The sequence below is a fragment of the Kutzneria kofuensis genome (assembly GCF_014203355.1).
Lineage (GTDB): Bacteria > Actinomycetota > Actinomycetes > Mycobacteriales > Pseudonocardiaceae > Kutzneria > Kutzneria kofuensis.
Genome location: NZ_JACHIR010000001.1, coordinates 1,053,514 through 1,073,691 on the forward strand (window position 1 = coordinate 1,053,514; position 20,178 = coordinate 1,073,691).

General features: G+C 71.4%; 21 protein-coding genes and 2 riboswitches. Of the genes, 8 read left to right on the forward strand and 13 right to left on the reverse strand.

Going from position 1 to position 20,178, the window contains the following annotated elements:
- Positions 1–4: 4 nt before the first annotated feature.
- The gene (locus BJ998_RS04810; protein WP_184858845.1) at positions 5–418 is read right to left on the reverse strand and encodes a helix-turn-helix domain-containing protein; all 414 of its coding nucleotides are present in this window, start codon (positions 416–418) and stop codon (positions 5–7) included.
- 84 nt (positions 419–502) lie between these two features.
- Here BJ998_RS04810 and BJ998_RS04815 point away from each other — a divergent pair, with 84 nt between their 5' ends.
- Positions 503–958 carry a MarR family winged helix-turn-helix transcriptional regulator gene (locus BJ998_RS04815; protein ID WP_312889929.1) on the forward strand — a complete coding sequence of 152 codons (456 nt, stop codon included), beginning with the start codon at positions 503–505 and terminating at the stop codon, positions 956–958.
- 698 nt (positions 959–1,656) lie between these two features.
- Complete coding sequence (locus BJ998_RS04820) at positions 1,657–2,799, forward strand: oxygenase MpaB family protein (RefSeq protein ID WP_184858846.1); 1,143 nt, start codon at positions 1,657–1,659, stop codon at positions 2,797–2,799.
- 154 nt (positions 2,800–2,953) lie between these two features.
- On the opposite strand, the gene BJ998_RS04825 is transcribed toward BJ998_RS04820, so the two are convergent.
- The 9 genes from BJ998_RS04825 to BJ998_RS04865 form a co-directional block, all read right to left on the reverse strand.
- Positions 2,954–4,060 carry an NAD(P)-dependent alcohol dehydrogenase gene (locus tag BJ998_RS04825; RefSeq protein ID WP_184858848.1) on the reverse strand — a complete coding sequence of 369 codons (1,107 nt, stop codon included), beginning with the start codon at positions 4,058–4,060 and terminating at the stop codon, positions 2,954–2,956.
- Positions 4,057–4,899, reverse strand: a complete 843-nt coding sequence (locus BJ998_RS04830; protein ID WP_184858850.1) for an SIR2 family NAD-dependent protein deacylase — start codon at positions 4,897–4,899, stop codon at positions 4,057–4,059. The genes BJ998_RS04825 and BJ998_RS04830 overlap by 4 nt, the downstream gene beginning before the upstream one ends.
- On the reverse strand, positions 4,887–5,729 hold the full coding sequence (locus BJ998_RS04835; protein WP_221337875.1) for a protein-ADP-ribose hydrolase: 843 nt from the start codon (positions 5,727–5,729) through the stop codon (positions 4,887–4,889). The genes BJ998_RS04830 and BJ998_RS04835 overlap by 13 nt, the downstream gene beginning before the upstream one ends.
- 2 nt (positions 5,730–5,731) lie before the next feature.
- Positions 5,732–6,487 carry a nuclear transport factor 2 family protein gene (locus BJ998_RS04840; RefSeq protein WP_184858852.1) on the reverse strand — a complete coding sequence of 252 codons (756 nt, stop codon included), beginning with the start codon at positions 6,485–6,487 and terminating at the stop codon, positions 5,732–5,734.
- 170 nt (positions 6,488–6,657) lie between these two features.
- A complete protein-coding gene (locus BJ998_RS04845; RefSeq protein ID WP_184858854.1) occupies positions 6,658–7,038 on the reverse strand; it encodes a hypothetical protein in 381 nt (126 codons plus the stop codon).
- Positions 7,035–7,985, reverse strand: a complete 951-nt coding sequence (locus tag BJ998_RS04850; RefSeq protein WP_312889930.1) for a metallophosphoesterase family protein — start codon at positions 7,983–7,985, stop codon at positions 7,035–7,037. Before BJ998_RS04850 ends, BJ998_RS04845 begins: the two co-directional genes overlap by 4 nt.
- Positions 7,982–8,395, reverse strand: coding sequence for a cupredoxin domain-containing protein (locus BJ998_RS04855; protein WP_221337876.1), 414 nt, complete (start codon positions 8,393–8,395; stop codon positions 7,982–7,984). The genes BJ998_RS04850 and BJ998_RS04855 overlap by 4 nt, the downstream gene beginning before the upstream one ends.
- A 21-nt stretch (positions 8,396–8,416) precedes the next feature.
- Entirely contained in the window at positions 8,417–9,076 is a 660-nt protein-coding gene (locus BJ998_RS04860; protein ID WP_184858856.1) for a QcrA and Rieske domain-containing protein, read from the reverse strand.
- The gene (locus BJ998_RS04865) at positions 9,073–9,615 is read right to left on the reverse strand and encodes an RNA polymerase sigma factor (protein ID WP_312889931.1); all 543 of its coding nucleotides are present in this window, start codon (positions 9,613–9,615) and stop codon (positions 9,073–9,075) included. The genes BJ998_RS04860 and BJ998_RS04865 overlap by 4 nt, the downstream gene beginning before the upstream one ends.
- Positions 9,616–9,727: 112 nt before the next feature.
- Between BJ998_RS04865 and BJ998_RS04870 the strand changes: the two genes are divergently transcribed.
- The 3 genes from BJ998_RS04870 (at position 9,728) to BJ998_RS04880 (ending at position 13,545) form a co-directional block, all read left to right on the forward strand.
- Positions 9,728–10,903: an MFS transporter gene (locus tag BJ998_RS04870; RefSeq protein ID WP_312889932.1), complete on the forward strand. Its 1,176-nt coding sequence runs from the start codon at positions 9,728–9,730 to the stop codon at positions 10,901–10,903.
- Positions 10,904–11,092: 189 nt separating this feature from the next.
- Positions 11,093–12,325: a GGDEF domain-containing protein gene (locus tag BJ998_RS04875; RefSeq protein ID WP_312889934.1), complete on the forward strand. Its 1,233-nt coding sequence runs from the start codon at positions 11,093–11,095 to the stop codon at positions 12,323–12,325.
- A gap of 95 nt (positions 12,326–12,420) precedes the next feature.
- On the forward strand, positions 12,421–13,545 hold the full coding sequence (locus BJ998_RS04880) for a DUF3500 domain-containing protein (RefSeq protein ID WP_312889935.1): 1,125 nt from the start codon (positions 12,421–12,423) through the stop codon (positions 13,543–13,545).
- Positions 13,546–13,630: 85 nt separating this feature from the next.
- On the opposite strand, the gene BJ998_RS04885 is transcribed toward BJ998_RS04880, so the two are convergent.
- Positions 13,631–14,383 carry an SDR family oxidoreductase gene (locus BJ998_RS04885; RefSeq protein ID WP_184858860.1) on the reverse strand — a complete coding sequence of 251 codons (753 nt, stop codon included), beginning with the start codon at positions 14,381–14,383 and terminating at the stop codon, positions 13,631–13,633.
- A 179-nt stretch (positions 14,384–14,562) separates the two neighbouring features.
- Here BJ998_RS04885 and BJ998_RS04890 point away from each other — a divergent pair, with 179 nt between their 5' ends.
- From BJ998_RS04890 to BJ998_RS04900, 3 genes are all read left to right on the forward strand, one after another.
- Positions 14,563–14,997 (forward strand): cupin domain-containing protein, encoded by a 435-nt coding sequence (locus tag BJ998_RS04890; RefSeq protein ID WP_312889936.1) that lies wholly within the window; start codon positions 14,563–14,565, stop codon positions 14,995–14,997.
- The gene (locus tag BJ998_RS04895) at positions 14,994–15,353 is read left to right on the forward strand and encodes a cupin domain-containing protein (protein ID WP_184858861.1); all 360 of its coding nucleotides are present in this window, start codon (positions 14,994–14,996) and stop codon (positions 15,351–15,353) included. The genes BJ998_RS04890 and BJ998_RS04895 overlap by 4 nt, the downstream gene beginning before the upstream one ends.
- A 109-nt stretch (positions 15,354–15,462) precedes the next feature.
- Positions 15,463–16,332 (forward strand): sigma-70 family RNA polymerase sigma factor, encoded by an 870-nt coding sequence (locus tag BJ998_RS04900; protein WP_184858863.1) that lies wholly within the window; start codon positions 15,463–15,465, stop codon positions 16,330–16,332.
- Positions 16,333–16,362: 30 nt separating this feature from the next.
- On the opposite strand, the gene BJ998_RS04905 is transcribed toward BJ998_RS04900, so the two are convergent.
- Both BJ998_RS04905 and metE read right to left on the reverse strand, forming a co-directional pair.
- Positions 16,363–17,253: a methylenetetrahydrofolate reductase gene (locus tag BJ998_RS04905; RefSeq protein ID WP_221338455.1), complete on the reverse strand. Its 891-nt coding sequence runs from the start codon at positions 17,251–17,253 to the stop codon at positions 16,363–16,365.
- A gap of 32 nt (positions 17,254–17,285) precedes the next feature.
- A riboswitch (cobalamin riboswitch) is annotated at positions 17,286–17,427 on the reverse strand.
- Positions 17,428–17,519: 92 nt separating this feature from the next.
- On the reverse strand, positions 17,520–19,832 hold the full coding sequence (metE, locus tag BJ998_RS04910; protein ID WP_184858866.1) for a 5-methyltetrahydropteroyltriglutamate--homocysteine S-methyltransferase: 2,313 nt from the start codon (positions 19,830–19,832) through the stop codon (positions 17,520–17,522).
- A 119-nt stretch (positions 19,833–19,951) separates the two neighbouring features.
- Positions 19,952–20,174: riboswitch (cobalamin riboswitch) on the reverse strand.
- Positions 20,175–20,178 lie beyond the last annotated feature (4 nt).

Sequence of the window (20,178 nt, forward strand, 5' to 3'; positions counted from 1 at the left end):
GAAGTCAGCGCCAGTTGACGCCGGCGGCGATGAGGATCTTGCGGAGTTGGCCCGCGCTGAGGCGGATGCCTTCGGCGCGGACCGCTTCCGCCAGCGCCTGCAGTGTCCAGCGGCCCGTGCTGGCGACGGCGACGATCCGGTCCCGGTCGCTCTCGGTGATCCGGGAGCGGCGGCCGGAACCCGGCTGCGCCATCAGGCCGGGCACGCCTTGCTCGTCGAAGGTGGCCAGCCAGCGCTTGACCGTGTGCGGGGTGAGGCCGGCGTCGGTGGCGATCGAGGTGACGGAGTCGCCGCGCCAGGCCGCCAGCACCAGCTGGGCCCGGCGGGCCCAGGCGTTCGCGCCCGCGCCGTCGGCGAGCGAGCGGATGGCGTGCTCCTCCCAGGCCCCGGCGGGCGGCCGGACCGCGGACAGTGGCATGTCATCACCCACGAGTTACTTGAAATTTCACGTGAACGTAGCAACGAACACGTGAACATTCAAGTGATCGGATAGGGTCTGCCCGTGACTCCCACGCGCGGCTGGCTGAACGAACAGCAGCTGGCCACCTGGATCGCGTTCAACCGCGTGCTGTCCCGGCTGCCCGCCGCGCTGGAGTCGCAGCTGCAGCAGGACGCGCGGGTCAGCTACATGGAGTACCACGTGCTGGCGCGGCTGTCCGACCAGCCGTCGCGGACGTGCCGGATGAGCGCCCTGGCCGATCTCGCCAACTCCGAGCTGTCCCGGCTCTCGCACCTGGTGCGGCGGCTGGAGAAGCGGGGGCTCGTGCGACGGGAGCCCGATCCGAGCGATGGCCGCTACACCAACGCGATCCTCACCGACGCCGGCCAGCAGTTGCTCGTCGAGATCGCGCCCGCGCACGTGGACCGGGTCCGCGACCTGGTGATCGACTCCGTCGAGGATTTCGCCGCGCTGGAACGGGTCTGCCTGCGAATCCTGGACCGGATCACAGCGCGCTGATCTCGTCGACCATCCGGGACCACTGAAATTGAACCGTCTGGGGCCTGTCGGTCTCCAAGACCCACAAACCCAGGGCAGGCCCGTCTCAAACCGCTACACACCCGCTGGCGGCAACCGGGTTTGTAGCGGTCCAAGACCCGCGCGGACGGGGTTTGCAGGTCTTGGAGACACCCAAACCCTGACGGCCTTGGTCTAGAGGTCGATGACAACCGCGAGGCGGTGTGCCCGGCGGGCACACCCGTCGCAGGAACGGTTCGCGACCGGCGCGCGGCGATCCCTGGAGGAGGCGGCGACTCCCGAGGCCGAGCCGTGGTTTCGGGCCGTGTACACCGGTGGACGCGCCGGTGGGGTTCGTGATGCTCAGCTGGAACGTTCCGCCGGGGCGGCCGGGCATCCTCGGACCGTGTTACCTGTGGCGGCTGCTGGTGGACGGCCGGCACCAGGGCCGTGGTCACGGCACGGCGAGCCGGTGCTGCGACTGGAGCTCACGGTCTGACAACTCCAAGGATCGCGTCGATGGGCTCGGTGGAGCTGGGGTGTTGCCCATCGCGTCTTCGATGCCATGGCCGGCATAGGCCGTTCGGTTGGTGTTGGACGTCCGTTCGGGCGGTCGGCGTGCGGAGGTCTGGCGGAGTTCTCGGGCGGTGGCACTGTGGACGAGACGGACAGGTCGCGCGGCGAGCGAGGACGGGACCGACATGATCGACATGGCTTCCGTGGAAGCGTTGATGTTCCAGGGCGATCCGCTGGCCGACGCGGTGATCGCCGACCTCGTCGCGACCGGTCGGGTCGATGCCGTGAACGAGGTTCTGAGCCAGTTCCGCGACAACGACCAGCCCATTCCGGAGAATCTGCCCGAATCGGTGCGTGCCTATCTCATCGCCACAGACGATCCTCCGCCGTGGGCCGATCTCGACCGAGTGGCGCAAGCGTACGAGTTCTTCATCGATGACGGAGTGCACGTCGCCTCCGTGCTGTCGTTCGGCGCGATGGTCAACTGCTACGCCCAGCCCCGCCCGTCGCGAGTGCTGACACTGACGCATCGGCTCAACCAACCACATCGGCGCCTGTCGGAGACATCGCAGTTCGTGCTCAACATGATGGGCCGGCAGCCGTTCGGCGCCGAAGGTTCGTTCGTGCCCACGATCCAGAAAACGCGGCTCATCCACGCCGCCGTGCGGTACTTCGTCACGCGTTCGGGCCGCTGGGACATCGAGGCGGACGGGGTCCCGCTGTGCCAGCAGGACATGCTCGGCGCTCTGCTGATCTTCTCGGTGCAGGTGATCGACGGCATGCGCCGCATAGGGATCTCGGTGACCGAGAAGGAAGCGGCGAGTTACTACTACGTCTGGCGGGTGACTGGCGCGATGCTCGGCATTCCCGCCGAAGCCATGCCCGAGTCCCTCGACGAGGCGCGGGAGCTCAACGCCGTCATCGTCGATGCCACCTACGGGCCGTCGCCCGAAGGCGTAACCCTCACCCGCGACCTCATACAGTTGTACGAGGACATGGTGCCCGGCAGGGCGTTCGACGGTGTCGTGTCGGCAATGGTCCGCCAGACGGTCGATCGGCGAGTCGCCGACTGGATGGAGGTCCCGAACTCGCGGACCTGGAACCGTGCGGTGCGCGCCGGCACATGGTTGATGCGCGTGCTCGAACGCGCCGAGGACCGCAGCACAGTGGCGACGACCATCCTGGACAAGGCGGGCAGTCTGCTGCTGGGCGGCAGCGTCCGCACACTGACCAACGGCCAGTCGACCGCCCTGAACATCCCGGACGACCTGCGTGAGAAGTGGCTGGACGCGGGCATCTGCCCGGCGAGGCCGGCGACCGGGGCATGACCCATCGACGTCAGGCGAGCACCGCTGGAACAGTGGTGGACCCGGCCAAGGTTGCGTGACGGGCGTCAGGCCAGGGCCTGGGCGATGAGGTCGTGGATCAGGTGCTCGCCGGGGCGGGGCACGGGGAGCTCGAAGGGGTGCACGGGGACAGGGTTCACCCGGCGGCGAAGGTGAGGACGGGTTTGAGGACCTCGCCGGACTCGGCGGCGGCGAGGGCGTCGGCGATGTGCTCGAACGGGAAACGGGTGACGAGCTCGTGAAAAGGGAAGCGGCCCTGGCGGTGTAGGTCCAGCAGGGTGTGGATGAGGGTGGTGCTGCGGCCTTCGCCGCCGAGGATGCCGACGATCCGCTTGCCCCACAGGGTGGAGAGGTGATCAAGCTGCACCTCGGCACGGGCGGGGGCGCCGCCGATGAGGGCGCACAGCCCGCGCATGCCGACGGAATCGGCGGCCTGCCGGCAGACGGACGGGTTGCCGGTGCACTCGAGGCTGAAGTCGGCGGGACCGTCACAGATCTCGTGCACGGCGGAGACGGGATCGGTGTCCAAGGCGTTCACGGTGTCGGTGGCGCCGAACCGCTGCGCCAAGGCGAGACGGGAGGGGTGACGGTCGACGGCGATGATGCGGGTGGCGCCGGAGTTGCGGGCGGCCATGACGGCGGCGAGGCCGACGGAGCCGACACCGTAGACGACAAGGCTGGCGCCGGCGTGGGGACGGAGCACGTTGAGCACGGCGCCGGCGCCGGTGGAGAGGCCGCAAGCCAAGGGGCCCAACAACTCCAGCGGCAAGGTCGGGTCGACGGGGACCAGGCCCCGGTACGGCACGACGGCATGGGTGGCGAACGAGGACTGGCCGAAGAAGTGGCTGGCCAAGGGCGTTCCGTCGAGGTCGCGCATTGCGGTGGAGCCGTCCGAGCGGCCGCCGCCGACGAGAAGATCGCCCAACCGCAGGCAATAGCGAGGCTGGCCGTCGAGGCAGTTACGGCAGGAGCCGCACCACGGCCAGCCCAGCACGACATGATCACCCTCGCGAACACCCTCGACGCCGGGGCCGAGGGCCTCGACCACGCCGGCGCCCTCGTGGCCGAGCACGCCGGGAAGGGGGAACGGGAGGTCACCATGGCGGGTGATGGAGTCGGTGTGGCAGATGCCGGCGGCGACGATCCGCACCAGCACCTCGCCCCGGCGGGGCTCGTCGAGCAGGACGTCCCGGACGGTGAACGGACCGTGGCGTTCGTCGACGACGGCAGCGGTGATCTTCATCGGGGGCCTTTCCGCAGAGCGTCCGTGTCGGCGCACAAAGAAAAGAACTTTCCCGCGTCGTAAGGGATGGCGAGGCCGTTCACGTCGGGCGGAAGCTGGGCGTGGTCCGGGTTGACGCGGATCAGCCGCGCGCCGGGGGTGCGACGCACGATGGTCTCGGCGGGCCAACGGATGACGGACGGCGTGCTCAGGCCGGCGCCGATCTCCAGGACGACGAGTCCGGGCACGTCGAGCAGCCAGTCGGCGAGGCGGCGGCCGGCGGCTGCATACGGGTCGTCGACGAACTCGGGTCCCTTGTGGACGTTGAGGAAGACACGGCCGCCGCAGTTGGGACAGGCGGGGATGTCGAGGACCGTGCCGGAATCGGGGTCGTAGCCGGCCAGAGCGGCCTCGACGACGGGACGACTGGGCCAGGTTTCGTTGGTACAGGGCAGCTCGCACTGGTAGCGGGCATAGTCGCCCTGGGGCGTCCAGATCCGCTCCGCGGCGAAGCCGTTGCGTTCGAATAGACCGTCCACATTGGATGTCATGACGAAGTGCGGGCGGTCGCCGACGATGTCGCGGAGCCGGCGGTAGAGCGGGTTGCCGCCGGCGCCGAAACGGATGTCGTTGACGTGCACGGACCAGTAGCCCCACAGCAGCGGCTGGGGCAGCGGCAGGCCGATGAGCTGGTAGCGGGCCCGGAGGCCGAGGCGGTGCAGGGCGGGGAAGAGCTCGGCGAAGCGGGCGGTGTCGGCGTAGTCGTAGCCGGCGGCGGCGGAAAGTCCGGCGCCGGCGGCGATCAGGATGTGCTCGGCCTCGTCCAGCCACCGGCGACAGGTGTCGATCAGCGGGTCCATGCGGTCAGGTGCTCCTGGTAGGCGGCGTGGTCGTGCGCGCCGAAGGTGTCGAAGACGACGCGGTCGAAGCGGCCGGGATTGGCGTCCAGCCAGTCGGACACGGTGGACAGTGCGATGCCGGCGGCGCGGATCGAGGGGAAGCCGAAGACGCCGGTGCTGATCCCGCAGAAGGCGATCGTGCGGATCGGCTCCACCTCGGCGGCCAGGTCGAGGCACGCCCGGTAGCACGAGGCCAGGGCGTGATCGTGCACGGGCAGTGCCACATCGTCCACGATCGGTCCTACGGTGTGCAGGACATAGCGTGCCGGCAGGTGGTAACCCCGAGTGATCTTGGCGGTGCCGGTCGGTTCGGGAGCGCCCTGGGCGGTGACGATGGTGTGGCAGTCGGCGCGCAGCTGCGGACCGGCGACGGCGTGGATGGCGTTGTCGACGCAGCTGTGCATCGGCCGGAAGCAACCGAGCAGGGCACTGTTGGCGGCGTTCACGATCGCGTCGGCGGCCAGGGTGGTGATGTCACCGCGCCACAACGAGATCCCCGGTCCGACGAGCGGAAGCCGATACGGGTCGGTGACCGTCCGCAGTCGGTTCTCCCCACCCAGCAACGAATCCAGCACCGCGCTGAGCTCGGCCGACAGTGGCCGCGGCTCACGGAAGGTGAGAGCGGCCCGCAGCGCCTCACGTGGCGACGCCCCGAGCCAGGAGACGTCGCCGCCGAGCAACCGCAGCGCGGTCTCGGTGAGCTCGGCGAACCGGTGCGGCGACGCGGCCGGGGCGGCCGGACGGAACGGCTCGTCCAGGCCGACCGCGTCCCGATAGGCGCGCAACAGCACGGTCAGAACAGGCCGTTGCGGTGGGGCAGCTCGGCCGGGATCGGCGCGATCACGTCCCAGTGCTCGACGATCTTGTCGTCCTGCACCCGGAACAGGTCCCAGTACGCCACCGGCTCGCCGAACTCGCCCTCGGACTGCACGAGCACCAGGTCGCCGTCGGCGATGATCCGGTGGATCGTCTTGTACGCCAGGTGCTTGCCCTGCTTGGCCCACTCCGCCGCGGCCGCGCCGAAGCCGTCCAGCCCGTCGGCGGCCTCCGGGTTGTGCTGGTGGTAGGTCTCGGTGGAGATGAAGTCGGTCAGCACCGAGTAGTCCGCGCCCTGCAACACCTTCTGCGCGAAGTCGGCGACGACGGCCCGGTTGCGCTCGGTCAGGCCGGAGGCGAACGGCGCCGCCGGGCCGTCGGTCTGCGACCGGCCGCTCGCGGTGTTCTCCACCAGCGGGGTCAGCGCGTCCCAGTGCTCGGCGAGCTTGCCGTTCGCCACCCGGAACAGGTCGAAGGCGACCAGCGGCGTCGGGCCGAAGCCGTGGTAGACGCCGTGCAGCGCGACCAGGTCGCCGTCGGCCAGCACGCGGGCCAGTTCGTAGCGGAAACCGCTGGGCAGCTGGGAAACCAGGCTGCGCAGGCCCTCAGGGCCGTCGGCGGCCAGGGCGCTGTGCTGGCGGTAGTCCGGCGCCACCCAGCGGTCCACCGCGCTGGGATCCTTGTCGCCGAACAGTTCGCCGGCGGCCTGCAGCACGAGATCCTTGGTGCTCACGGGAGTGTCCTCATCGGGTCGGGCCGGCGGGCGGGGCGCCCGCCGATCACCGCTTCACCCTCTCCCGCGGCACGCGTCCGGACGAGGTCGGATCGCGCAGCGACATGGTCAAAAGTGGACATCAAATGGAGCCGGAACGGCCCCTGATCGAACAACTGGTGGTCGATTCCTCACCGGCCGGCCAGCTCCGGCCTCGCCCGGAGACGCCTGGACAGGACCGGCGTCGCCAGCAGAACCAGCACGCCGACCTCCAGGAGCACGCTGATCAGCGCCTGCGGCGCGGGATCGAAGCCGCGCTCGACGAAGCCGCCGATGCCGATCGTGCGGGACAGCACGAAACCCCCGAGCGCGCCGGCCGCGAGTCCGGCGGCGGCCAGCCGCAGGATCAGCACGTCGCCCGCCAGCAACAGGGCGGCGATCGCGAACGAGCCGCTGGCCTGGAGCAGAAACGCCGGTCCGACAAGGGGAATCGCCCGATAGCCGTGCAGGTACAGGTCCGCGTGGATGAATCCGGCGGCACCGAGCAGCACCGCGGTGACATACCTGGTCATGCCAGCTTCACGTCCTTCACGGCCAGCCCCGGATTCCCGGGCCGGTAGGCGACTTCGCGGATGCCGAGCGCGTCGGCGAGCTTGCCGGCCGGCAGCGTGACGGGGGTCGGCGCGGGCGCGGCGCCGGGCTTGGGCAGCGGATACGCCGTGGTGGTCGCGCTGTGGAAGGTGATGTTGCCCTCGGTCTTGGTGAACAGCTGGTGCACGTGCCCGTTGAGACACGTCACCGAGGAGAACCGGCGCAGGTAGGACAGCGCCTGCACGGCGTCGTCGGTGCCCCAGCCCCAGGCCGGGTACATGGCGAACAGCGGGATGTGGCTGAACACCACGATCGGCGTGTCGGAGGACAGCTTGGCCACGTCCTTGCGGATGAACTCCAACTGGTCGGCGCCGAGGTGCCCCAGCTTCTCCAGGCTCAACGTGTTGACCAGCGCGAGGAAGTGCACGCCCTTCAGGTCGAAGCTGTACCACCCGTCGCCCGCGGTGCCGGCGCCGAAGGCCGCCCGGTACTTCTGCCCCGCGTCGTCCACGGAGTCGTGCTCGCCGGGCACGGTCAGCGTCTGGGCGGTGTTCAGATGGCTCATCATCTGCTTGACCTGGTCGAACTGGGCCGGTGTCGACAGGTGCGTCAGATCTCCGGTGTGCATCACGAAGTCCGGCCGGAACGGCAGCGCGTTGACCTGGTTCACGGCGTGCGTGAAGGACTGTTCGACGGCGGTGTTGGCCGTGCCCTTGAAACCGATGTGGCTGTCGCTGACCTGTACGAACCGCAGCGCGTGCGGATCGGCGAACGGGTCGGGGGCGGCCGCGTCGGCCGGGCCCGAGGAGATGTGGCTGATCACCTCGCCGCCGGCGACCGTCAGCACCACGGCCGCCCCGAACCACGCGGTGTGGCGCATCAGCTGCCGGCGGGTCATGCCGTGTTCGTCCACTGTGGATTCACTCACGGCGTCACCGTCACGGTCGCGGTCATGAACGGGTGGATGGTGCAGAGATAGGAGAACGTGCCGGCCTGGGTGAAGGTGTACTGGTAGGTGTCGCCCTGGTTGAGGGGCTTGGAGTTGAGCGGACCGGACTTGCCGTCGCTGGTGACGGTGTGCGGGTCCTGGTCGGAGTTGGTCCAGGTGACGGTGGTGCCGACCTTGACCGTGATCGTCGTCGGAGCGAAGGCGAAGTTCTTGATGGACACGGTGTTCGTCGCCACCGGAGCGTCCGGGGCGGACTGCGAGCTGGACGGCATGTCCATGCCGGGCATCGAGCTCGGCGCGGTCGACGACTGGGCCGGGCTGCACGCGGCGAGCGCGACGGCCGCCAGCCCGACGACCGCGATCTCCCATATCCCACGAGGTTTCCTCATGCCATGGGATACGGGCGGGGGTTACGCGGGCGGTGGCACGAACACCTCGACGTGACCGTTGGACTCGCGGGCGAGCAGGTGCGGCAGCGGCGGCGGGGCGACCGGAAGCTCGTGCGTCGCCAACGATCCGTCCACATTGAACGACGTCCGGTGGCACGGGCAGTTCAGCTTGCGCTCCGGGGCGTCCAGCCGCAGCCGACAGCCGAGATGGGTGCAGACGGCCGACACCGCGGACACCTCCGCCCCGGTGCGCCGCAGGAATCCCGCCACCGCGCCGAGATCGAACGGCCGGACGCTGCCGTCGGGCAGGTCCGCGGACGCCACCACGGCCCGCCATTCCCCGTTGTCCGGCACCAGGTTCTGGTCCTTCGGCGCGGCGGCCGTGGCGGCATCGGTGATCACGTGGTCGATGCCCGCGCCGACCGCGGCGGCGGCCGCGGCGGCGGCCGTCGTGATCTTGACGAAGCGACGGCGGTTTCCCGGCCTGTCCTCCCCCAGCTCGGCCGCCAGCCGATCCCGCAGGCCGTCGACGAACTCCGCCGTCGGCTCCCCCGGATCCTCCGCCGCCCGCAACAGGATCGCCGCCCGCACCTCGGCGGCGTCGTCCTCGGACGCCCGGAACGGGCGGGGCCGGCGCTGCCGCAGCAGGTCCTCGACGTAACGCCACACTGGAGTCTTCACGACAGCATCCTTTCCGCCACCGTCGCGGCCTGCCGGAGCGCCCGGTGTTGCAGCACCTTCGCGTTGCCGACGGAGACCCCCAGCTCGGCGGCGGCCTCCCGGATCGAGCAGGCGCCGAGGAACCGCAGCTCGAGGATCCGCCGGTAGCGCTCGGGCAGCTCGGCCAGGATCGCCGCCGCCCGGGCCGGCGCGGTCGGGTCCGCCGGCGCCGGCTCCGGCGCCGACATGCCCAGCTCCTCGTCGAGGGTGGTGATCTCCCGGCCGAGGGTGCGCCGCCAGTAGTCCGCCAGCACGGTGCGGGCCGTGGCCAGCAGGTAGGACCGGACCTCACCGACGCTGGCCGAGATGCGCAGCGGCTTCAGCGCGGTCAGGAACACCTCGGTCGTCAGGTCCTCCGCGTCCGGCCGGTTGCCGACCTTGGCGTACATCAGCCGGTGGATCCGGCCGATGTTGTCCCGGTAGACCGCCTCCCAGTCGGCGTAGACCTCCTCGCCCACCAGGTGCAGCCCCCTCGGCTCGGCCCGTTGCCGCTCGCCCACGCCGCCCACCATCCTCCACCCGTCCCCGAGAACGGGTACGGGGCGGGGTTACACGGGGAACCGCCGATGACTGCTGCGTGACCGAGCGGCTACTTCGTGCGATGGTGTCGGCGTGGCGGCGGCACGGTTCCGGGATGTGGCGGCGGTGGGCCAGTTCCGGGCGTTGTGGCTCGCCCACGCGCAGTCGAGGGTCGGCGACCAGCTGGCGCGGGTGGCGTTGTCGGTGCTGGTGTTCGAACGCACGCGGTCGCCGGCGTGGACGGCGTTGACGTACGCGATGACGATCCTGCCGAACCTGGCGGGCGGGACGCTGCTGGCGGGGTTGGCGGACCGCTTCGACCGGCGCACGGTGATGGTGGTGGCGGACGTGGTCCGCGCCGGGCTGGTGGCGGTGATGGTGATCCCGGGCCAGCCGATCGCGGTGCTGGTGGTGCTGTTGTGCCTGGTGCAACTGCCGTTCGCCCCGTTCTCCGCCGCACGCAACGCGATCCTCCCGAGGGTGCTGCACGGCGACCGGTACATGGTCGGGCTGGCGGTGATGCGCACGACGGACCAGCTCGGGCTGGTCGGCGGCATCGCGGTGGGCGCGGCGCTGGTGACCTGTCTGGGCACGTCGACGACGCTGCTGATCGACGCGGCGACGTTCGCGGCGTCGGCGATGCTGATCGGACTGGGCGTCGGCAGGCACCGGCCGCCGCGGGCGGGGCACAAGACCAGGCTGAGCGGGGGGCTGCAAACAGTCGCCGGGAATCCGCAGCTCCGGGCACTGACGGCGATCGCCTGCGTGAACGGCTTCTACGTGGTGCCGGAGTCGCTGGCGGTGCCGTACGCGGCGCAGCTGGACCAGGGCACTGGGGCGGTGGGCTGGCTGCTCGCGGCAGTCCCGGCGGGCTCGATCGTGGGCATGATCTGGCTCAAGGGCCTGCGCCCCGACCTGCGGCTACGGCTGATGGCGCCGCTGACGGTCGCGACGTGCGCGATCCTCGTGCCGAGTGCCTGGGCCCCGGTGCTGGCGGTGTCGGTGGTGCTGTGGGCGGCGTCCGGGCTGGCCAGCGCGCACGACATGGTGGTGCAGGGGGCCTTCGTGCAGCGCGCACCGGACGAGTCGAGGGGGCAGGCGATCGGCCTGGCCGGGGCGGCGATGCAGGCGGCGCAGGGCCTGGGCATCGTGCTGGCGGGTCTGCTGGCGCAGGTCCTCACGCCGGCCGCCGTGGTCGGACTCGCGGGGGCGGCCGGCGTGGTCGCCGCGGTCGGCGCCGCAGCACTGTGGCGACGGGCGGCGATCTGAGACTGCGCCGAACGGGTCACTTCCAGGTGTTCTCGCGCCAGGTGTTCTCACGCATCGCAGCTCACCTCCTCGCGCGCCTTGGCGGCCCACCTGCGGATGCCCTAGCAGACGTTGGGCCAACCGGGTGTGGTTCACATGGTCTCCTACCAGCGCAGACGCCGAATGCGCCAGTTCGGTTACGCTCGTCGCGTGGGATGGGTCCGCGGCTTCGAGGTGTGGACCACGCCTCGGCACGTGCTGGCGTACGTGCTGGTGGTCGACGCCCTGGCGGTGCTCGCCACCGGCGCGACCGCCGCGCTGCTGCCCGTCACCGGCACCGACTGGACACGGCTGGGGATCCTCGCCGCCTGCGTCCTCGCCCACGTGGAGCTGTCCCGGTCCATCGAACGCACCCGCAAGCTGGCCTCCGGCGCTGGGCCGTTCGTCGACGGGCTGACGGTCTGGCACTTCACCGCCGTGCTGATCCTGCCCGCGCCGCTGGCGACCGCGCTGGTCGTGTTCACGCAGACCTACGTGTGGCTCCGTGTCTGGCGGGGCCGGCGGCCGCTGTACAAGTGGGTGTTCAGCGCGGCGACCGTGCTGCTGGCCACGCAGGCGTCGGCCGTCCTCCTGCTCGCCGCCCCCGGGCCGCATCCCGGCCTGCCCAGCGGCTGGATCGGCCTCGCCTTCGTGCTGGCCGCCGCCGTGCTCAGGTGGCTGATCAACTACTCGCTCATCCTCGGCGCGATCCTCGTGTCCTCCCCCGACCTGCGCGCCGGCCAGATCGTCGGCGAGTTCGGCGAGCAGGTCCTCGAAGCCGGGGCCATGGGCATCGGACTGGCCGCCGCCGGCCTCGTCGAGTACGACCCGAGGCTGCTGGTCGGCGTGGTCGTCGGTCTCTACGCCCTGCACCGCAGCGTGCTGCTGCCGCAGTTCCGCCGCGCCTCGCGGACCGACGGCAAGACCGGCCTGTACACCCCGAACTGGTGGCACCAGATCGCCGAGGGGGCCTTCACCCGGGCCGTGGCCGCCCGCACCTCGCTCGGCGTGCTGATGCTGGACCTCGACCACTTCAAGCGGCTCAACGACACCCACGGGCACCTCGCCGGCGACCAGGTGCTGCGGGCGGTCGCCGACGCCATCACCGACGCCGTCCGCAGCTACGACGCCGCATGCCGGTGGGGCGGCGAGGAATTCGCCATCCTGCTGCCCGATGTCGGCGCCGCCGAGCTCCGGGAGATCGCCGAGCGCCTCCGGAACCAGATCCGCTCGCTGGCCGTCGACATCCCCGACGAGCAGATCACCGTGTCCATCGGCGGGGCCCTCTACCCCAGCCCCGCCATCGCCAGCCTCGACGACCTGCAACTGGCCGCCGACGCCGCCCTCTACGCCGCCAAGGCCGCCGGGCGCGACCGGGTGCACCTCGCGCCGCCGGCGAACTGACGGCGCGGAAAAGCCGCTAGTGACCGGCTGAGTGATCAACAGGATGGCGGACGGCTCACTGGTGCTGGTGGTGAGCGAGCCGTAACGTCGAAACCGTGACAGACCGCAATCCGGCCGAGCGCATGGTGGACGCGGCATCGGCCTGGCTCGACAGTCTCGACGACGAGCAGCGTGCCGCGGCGGCGTGGCCGTGGCCGGCGGAGGATGAGCGGCATCGCTGGTACTACACCCCGACGGATCACGGCGGCCTGCCGCTGACGCTGATGAGGCCGGCTCAGCAGCAGTTGGCGATGCGGCTGGTGGCGACGGGCCTGTCCCGGGCCGGTTTCGTGACGGTGTCGACGATCCTGGGCCTGGAGAACGTGCTGGACCAGCTGGAGGGCTGGCAGGTCGACTGGGGCCGGGAGCGGGGCCGCGACCCGCAGCTGTACTGGCTGCGGCTGTTCGGCGAGCCGTCGACCGAGGGCCCCTGGTCGTGGCGGTTCGGCGGGCACCACGTCTCCGTACACCATCTTGTACTGAACGGGACAGTACAAGCCAGCACGCCGTGCTTCCTCGGCGCCGACCCGGCGGCGTCACCGCTGCTCGGCGGACATCTGCTGCGCCCGCTCGAGGCCGTCGAGGACCTCGCCCGGGACCTGGTCCGCTCCTTCGACGACGAGCAGACCGCGCGAGCGGTGATCAGCGCGGTGGCGCCGACGGACATCGTGACCGGCAACCGGCCCCGCGTCGGCGCCGGCGACGCCGCGCTGGGGCTGCCGGAGGTCTGGCGCGGGCGGTTCACCGATCCCCGGCTGGCCGACTCCGTCGAGGAGTTCCAGCGCCAGGCCGACGCCAAGGCCGGCATCCAGCAGTCGCACCACGATCAGTTGAGCCTGACGGCGACGCCGAAGGGCGTGCCGGCCGCCGCCATGTCGGCCGAGCAGCGGGATCAGCTGCGAGCAGTGCTCATGACCTTCGTCGGCCGTGTTCCGGACGAGCTCGCCGAGCGGGAGGCGGCGAAGTTCGCCGGCGACCGGCTGCTCGACGTGCACTTCGCCTGGGCGGGCGGGACCGAGCCCGGCCAGCCGCACTACTACCGGCTGCAGGGCCCGCACCTGCTGGCCGAGTACGACAACACCCAGCGCGACGTCAACCACGTGCACTCGGTATGGCGGGACCCCGAGAACGACTTCGGCGACGACGTCCTGGCCAGGCACATCGCCGCCCACCACCGCTGAGGCCGCGCGGGCGGCGCATGGAGGAACGCCACCCGCGCGGGTCACTTCGCACGGGCGGCGCCATCGCCGCCCGTGCCGGCGCAGCTCACTTCTCGCGTTCAGCCGTGAGCCAGGCGGCGAGCCGCGTCTGCGCCAGGCGGACGTCCGGGCCGGGCAGCAGGGCGGTCTGCCCGGGGACGCCGCCGAAGAACTTGGCCTGCGGGTCGGTGACCACCGCGCGCGGGTCCTGCCGCGAGTCGAGCACCGTGCGGACCCACTCCTCCAGGGTGAACACCTCCGGTCCGGCGATCTCGAAGATGCCGTTGAACGGGTCGCCGGCGGCGGTGCGGGCGACCGCGGTGGACACGTCGGCGGCGGCCATCGGCTGCGCCTTCGCGGCCGGCAGCCGCACCGTGCCGTCGACCGTGCACATGTCGGCGATGCCACCGGCGAACTCGAAGAACTGGGTGGCGCGGATGATCGTGTGCGGCAGGCCGGCGGCCCGCAGCGCGCTCTCCTGCGCGACCTTGGCCCGGTAGTAGCCGATGTCCGGCGCCCGGTCGATGCCGACGATGGACAGCGCCACGTAGTGCCCGACGCCGGCCTCCTCGGCCGCCTCGGTCAGGTTGCCGGTCGAGGTGGTGAAGAAGTCCATCACGTCGTCGTCGGCGAACGACGGCGAGTTGGACACGTCCACCAGCACGTCCGCGCCCTGCAGCACCTCCTTCAGGCCCTCGCCGGTGAGGGTGTTCACGCCGGTGCTCGGCGCGGCCGGCACCGCCTCGTGGCCCTCCGCCCGCAGTTTCGCCACGGCGTTCGAGCCGATCAGCCCGGTGCCCCCGATGACCACGATCTTCATGGTTGTTCCCTTCGTCTTGGCTCACCAGCTAGGACAGGACGGGCGCCCGGTTTGTGACAGCCGGGGCGTCACCGTCTCGGCGGAACGCGTCTCGCCGGCTGCTCGACGCGGGGAGCTGTCACAGATCTCGGGGCTGTCCTGTCCTAGCTGTCGGACCAGTCCGCGAAAGGGAGGCAGCAGTGAGCACGCTGCATGATCACAACCTGGGAAACCCGTACGCCGACGGGCCGCCGCCGCAGCTGGACGTGATCTCGACGGTGCCCGGCGCACCGCAGATCCCCGAGAACGCCGAGGCCATGACCATCCACGTCACGCTGCCGCCGGGCAGCCCGGGCGCGCCGCCGCACCGCCACTCCGGGCCCGCCTACGGCTACGTGCTCAAGGGCGAGATGGTCTTCGAGCTGGAGGGCGAGCCGGCCCGCGTGGTCAAGGCCGGCGAGACGTTCTGGGAGCCGGGCGGCGACGTCATCCACTACCAGGACGGCAACAACCTGGCCGACCAGGAGTCCGCGTTCGTCGTCACCATGTTCTGCGTGCCCGGCCAGCCGATGCTGGTCCCGGTCAGCGCGGAGGAGCTGGAGGCGCGCAAGGACCGACGGGCGCCGCGTACATGACGACGGCCCCGAAGACGTCGCTGACGGTGGTGGCGCAGGGCCAGCTCGACACGGCCCGCAACTGCCCGCAGAAGCGCAGCGCCCACACCGTGCACGGCGGGCCCGAGCACTCGCTGCGCCAGACGGTGATCGCGTTGCTGGCCAACGAACATCTGCACGAGCAGGAGCACCGCAGCGAGACCACGGTGCACGTGCTGCAGGGGCGGGTGCGGTTGGTCGCCGGGCGCGACTCGTGGGAGGCCGTGCCGGGCGACCTGCTGGCGCTGCCGGACCGGCGGCACCGCGTCGAGGCCGTGACGGACGCGGTTTTCCTGTTCACGAACGCGGTTTCCGTTGGCGTTCAACCCGACGGATGATGCCCGACTGATCCGTCGGGCCGGGGAAGGCGGCCGGGCCGGCGTACGCTGCGAAGGACAGCGCGCCGCCCGGCCCGGCCACGTTCCCCGTCGAAAGGGATCAGCAACCATGGAGACCACGACCCTGGACGACGCGGCCGCGGTCTTCGCCGAGGTGCGGCCCCGCCTGTTCGGCATCGCCTACCGCATGCTGGGCAGCGCGGTCGACGCCGAGGACCTGGTACAGGAGGTCTGGATCCGCTGGCAGACCTGCGACCGGTCCGTGGTCGAGAACCCGGCCGCCTACCTGGCCACCACGGCCACGCGGCTGGCCATCAACGCGACGCAGACCGCCTACGCGCGGCGGGAGAGCTACGTGGGCCCGTGGCTGCCCGAACCCGTGGACACCTCGGCCGACCCGCAGCTGGGGGCCGAGCGGGCGGCCGCGCTGGAGCTGGGTGTGTTGCTGCTGCTGGAAAAGCTCACGCCGACCGAGCGGGCCGCGTACGTGCTGCGGGAGGCGTTCGACTACCCGTACCAGCAGATCGCCGAGATCGTGCAGACCACCGAGGTGACCGCCCGGCAGTACGTGAGCCGTGCGCGCAAGCACCTGGCCGCCGAGCGGCGGGCCCCGGTGGATCCGGCCGAGCAGCAGCGCCTGCTGACCGCGTTCGTACAGGCCGCGCAGGCCGGGGACCTGTCGGCGCTGGAGGACCTGTTCGCCGAGGACGTGGTCAGCTACTCGGACGGCGGCGGCGTGGCCCGCGCGACCAAGGTCGTGGTCACCGGGGCCGAGCAGGTGGCCAAGCTCATCCGCGCCTGGGGGTCCGGCCCCTTTTGGACCGGCCTGGACACGGTGCTCGCGACCCTCAACGGCGCGCCCGCCATGGTGCTCAAGCGAGCCGGCGAGACGATCGGCGTGGTCACGGTCACCGGCTCGGCCGACGGCATAGACCAGGTGATGTGGGTGATCAACCCGGCCAAGCTCACCGCGGTGTAAGGCCGTCCACTGTGGACCGCGGCCGGCCCGCTACGCGCGGGCCGGCACCAGTCCGAGGCGTTCGACCACCTCGGTGGTCGCCTTGGACATGTTGAACGTGTAGAAGTGCACGCCCGGCACGCCCTCGTCGATCAGCCGCTGCGCCAGTTCCGTGACGATGTCGATGCCCTCGGCGCGGAACGCCTTCGGGTCGTCCACCAGCGGATCCAGCCGGCGGGCCAGCGACGGCGGCACCGGGGCGCCGGACAGCTCGACCGTCTTGCGCAGCGTCCGGACCGTGGTCAGCGGCAGGATCCCGGGCAGCAGCGGGGCGTCACAGCCCCGCTTGGCCAGCCGGTCCCGCAACCGCAGGAAGTCCTCGGCCTCGAAGAACAGCTGCGCGATGGCGAAGTCCGCGCCGGCCCGGAACTTCCGCACCAGGTACTTGGTGTCGGTGTCGAGATCCTCCGACCTCGGGTGCCCGTACGGGAAGGCGGAGACGCCGACACAGAAGTCGCCCAGGCCCTTGACCAGGGCGACCAGCTCCTCGGCGTAGGACAACCCCTGTGGGTGCTTGACCCACTCCCCCATCGGGTCGCCGGGCGGGTCGCCGCGCACGGCGAGGATGTTGCGCACGCCCACCGCGGCGTACCAGCCGATGACGTTGCGCAGCTCCGCCACCGAGTGGTCCACGGCCGTCAGGTGTGCCATCGGCAACAGCGACGTCTCCTGCACCACACGACCGGTGGTCCGGATCGTCCGGTCGCGGCTGGACCCGCCGGCCCCGTAGGTGACCGACATGAACGCCGGCTCCAGGCCCTCCAACTGCCGGATCGCCAGCCAGAGCCGCTGCTCATCGGCCTCGTCGCGGGGCGGGAAGAACTCCACCGAGAACACGGGTCCCGGCCCCGTCAGGCGGTCCAGCACATGCGCGCACGACAACTCCACCGCGTGTCAGCTCCATCCTCGTGGACAACACAGCCGGGCCCGCGGCCGGTGTCTGACTCCCGACCCGCCGCCGCTCCCACCAGGTGGACGCCGCGACGCGCCGGTCACAGTGGCGGGACCGCGCCGGACTCGCACCGGCTTCCCTGCACCGCGGGCCGGAAACCGATCTTACTGGGTCGGCCTCGAGAAGCCCTCGACCGGCGTCCACCATGTGGACCGCCGGTGCCGTGTCCACTGTGGACACGGCACCGGCGGCGCCGCTAGCGCGACCGCAACCGGCCGGTGGCGGCGACCAGGTTGGCCAGGGTGGCCCGGACCTCGGGGTAGCCACGGGTCTTGAGGCCGCAGTCGGGGTTCACCCACAGCCGCTCGGCCGGGAACGCCGCCGTGGCGGTGCGCAGGTGGCCGACGATCTCCTCGACCGACGGGACGCGCGGCGAGTGGATGTCCCACACGCCCGGTCCGGCCTCGTTGGGGTAGCCGGCGCGGGCCAGGTCGGCGACGACGGCCATGTTCGACCGGGCCGCCTCCAGGCTGATCACGTCGGCGTCCATGTCGATGATGGCCTGCAGCACGTCACCGAACTCCGCGTAGCACATGTGGGTGTGGACCTGGGTGTCGTCCCGCACGCCCGAGGTGGCCAGCCGGAACGAGGCGACGGCCCAGTCCAGGTACGCGGCGCGGTCGGCGGTGCGCAGCGGCAGGGTCTCCCGCAGCGCCGGCTCGTCCACCTGGATGACCTTGATGCCGGCGGCCTCCAGGTCGACGACCTCGTCGCGCAGGGCGAGGGCGACCTGGCGGGCGGTGTCGCCCGCCGGCTGGTCGTCCCGCACGAACGACCAGGCCAGCATGGTGACCGGGCCGGTCAGCATGCCCTTGACCGGGCGTTCGGTCAGGCTCTGCGCGTAGGTGGCCCACTCGACGGTCATCGGCGCCGGCCGCGCCACGTCGCCGACGATGATCGGCGGCCGGACGTAGCGGGTGCCGTACGACTGGACCCAGCCGTGCTGCGTGGCCAGGAAGCCGGTGAGCTGCTCGCCGAAGTACTGGACCATGTCGTTGCGCTCCGGCTCGCCGTGCACCAGCACGTCCAGGCCGATCCGCTCCTGCTCGGCGACGACCGAGCGGATCTCGGCGCGCATCGCCTCCCGGTAGGCGTCCTGGTCGAGCCGGCCGGCCCGCAGCGCGGCGCGGGCCTTGCGCAGCTCGGCGGTCTGCGGGAACGAGCCGATGGTGGTGGTCGGCAGCTCCGGCAGCCGCAGCCGGTCCCGCTGGGCCTTCGTCCGCTCCCCGTACGGGCTCGTGCGGTGCAGGTCGGCGTCGGTGACGGCGGCGACACGCTCCCGCACGGCCGGCACCTTGACGATCGGCGAGGCCGCACGGGAGGCCAGCCGGCTGGCGTTGACGTGCAAGGTGTTGCTGATGGCGTTGCGGCCCTCGGTCAGGCCCCGGCGCAGCGTGACGATCTCGTCCAGCTTCTGCCGCGCGAACGACAGCCAGCCGGCGATCTCCGGGTCCAGGTCGGTGTCGAGGGTGACGTCGAGCGGCACGTGCAGCAGCGAGCAGGACGCCGCCACGTCCACCGAGCCGGCCAGCCCGAGCAGCGTGCCCAGCGTGCCGAGGGCGTCGGCCAGGTCAACGGCCCAGACGTTGCGGCCGTTGACGACGCCGGCGACCAGCCGCTTGTCCTGGACGCCGCCGATCTTGGCCAGGCCGTCGAGGTTGGCCGCGGCGTTGCCGGTGAAGTCCAGCGCCAGGCCCTCGACCGGCGCGGACGCCAGCACCGGCAGCGCGTCGCCGAGGCGGTCGAAGTAGGAGGCGACGAGGATCTTCGGGCGCGCCGGCTCGGCCGCCAGGGCCGCGTAGGTCTCGGCGACCTTGCCCAGCACGTCGGCCGGCTGGTCGGTGACGAGCGCCGGCTCGTCCAGCTGGACCCACTCCGCGCCGGCCGCGCGCAGTTGCCGCAGCAGGTCCACGTACAGCGGGACGACCCGGTCGAGCAGGTCCAGCGGCCGGAAGCCGTCGGCGCCGGTCGGGTCCTTGGCCAACAGCAGGAAGCTGACCGGGCCGACGAGCACCGGCCGGGTTCGCACGCCCTGGTCGAGGGCCTCGGCGAACTCCGCCAGCGGCTTGCCGGCGTCCAGCGTGAACCGGGTGTCCGGCCCGAGCTCCGGCACGAGGTAGTGGTAGTTGGTGTCGAACCACTTGGTCATCTCCATCGGCGGCGCGTCCGCGGTGCCGCGCGCCATGGCGAAGTAGCGGTCCAGCCGGCCGGCCGGGGTCGTCGCGTCCGGCACGGCGGCGAGGTGCCGCTCGGGGATCGCGCCGAGCAGCCACGCCGTGTCCAGGACATGGTCGTAGAACGAGAAATAGTTGCTCGGGATCTCGTCGATGCCGGCGTCGCGCAGCTCGGCCAGGTTCTGCCGGCGCAGCTCACGCGCCGTGCCGAGCAGGGCATCGGCGTCGACACGGCCCGCCCAGTACGACTCGATCGACTTCTTCAGCCGGCGGTCGGCGCCCTGGCGAGGATAGCCGTACACGGTGGCACGGCTGGCGGTGCTTGTCGGGGTCACGGGGCTCTCCTTCGCGAGTCCACGTGGACCCGCGGGCGCGCGCGTGACCGGCCTCGACCGGCATCCGGTCGGGACTGGAGCGACGACCCACCCGCGAGGTCTCGGCCAGCACCCCACGGTCGTGGGATGCACAGCGGGCAGGTCTTCGGACTCGTGGGCGGTCCGGCGCTCGCCGGGTTTCCTACTGGCCGTCGCTTCCCAGGCCGGGTGGCCCAGTGCCGTCTGACGGCGGTCGTTCCCACTCACCGCTGCGGGGCAGTCCCGGATTCGCACCGGGTTCCCTCTTGCCTCGGTCGCCGTCGTGTAGCCCACGGCGCCCGAACCAGCTGCGCTGCCCACTGTAGCG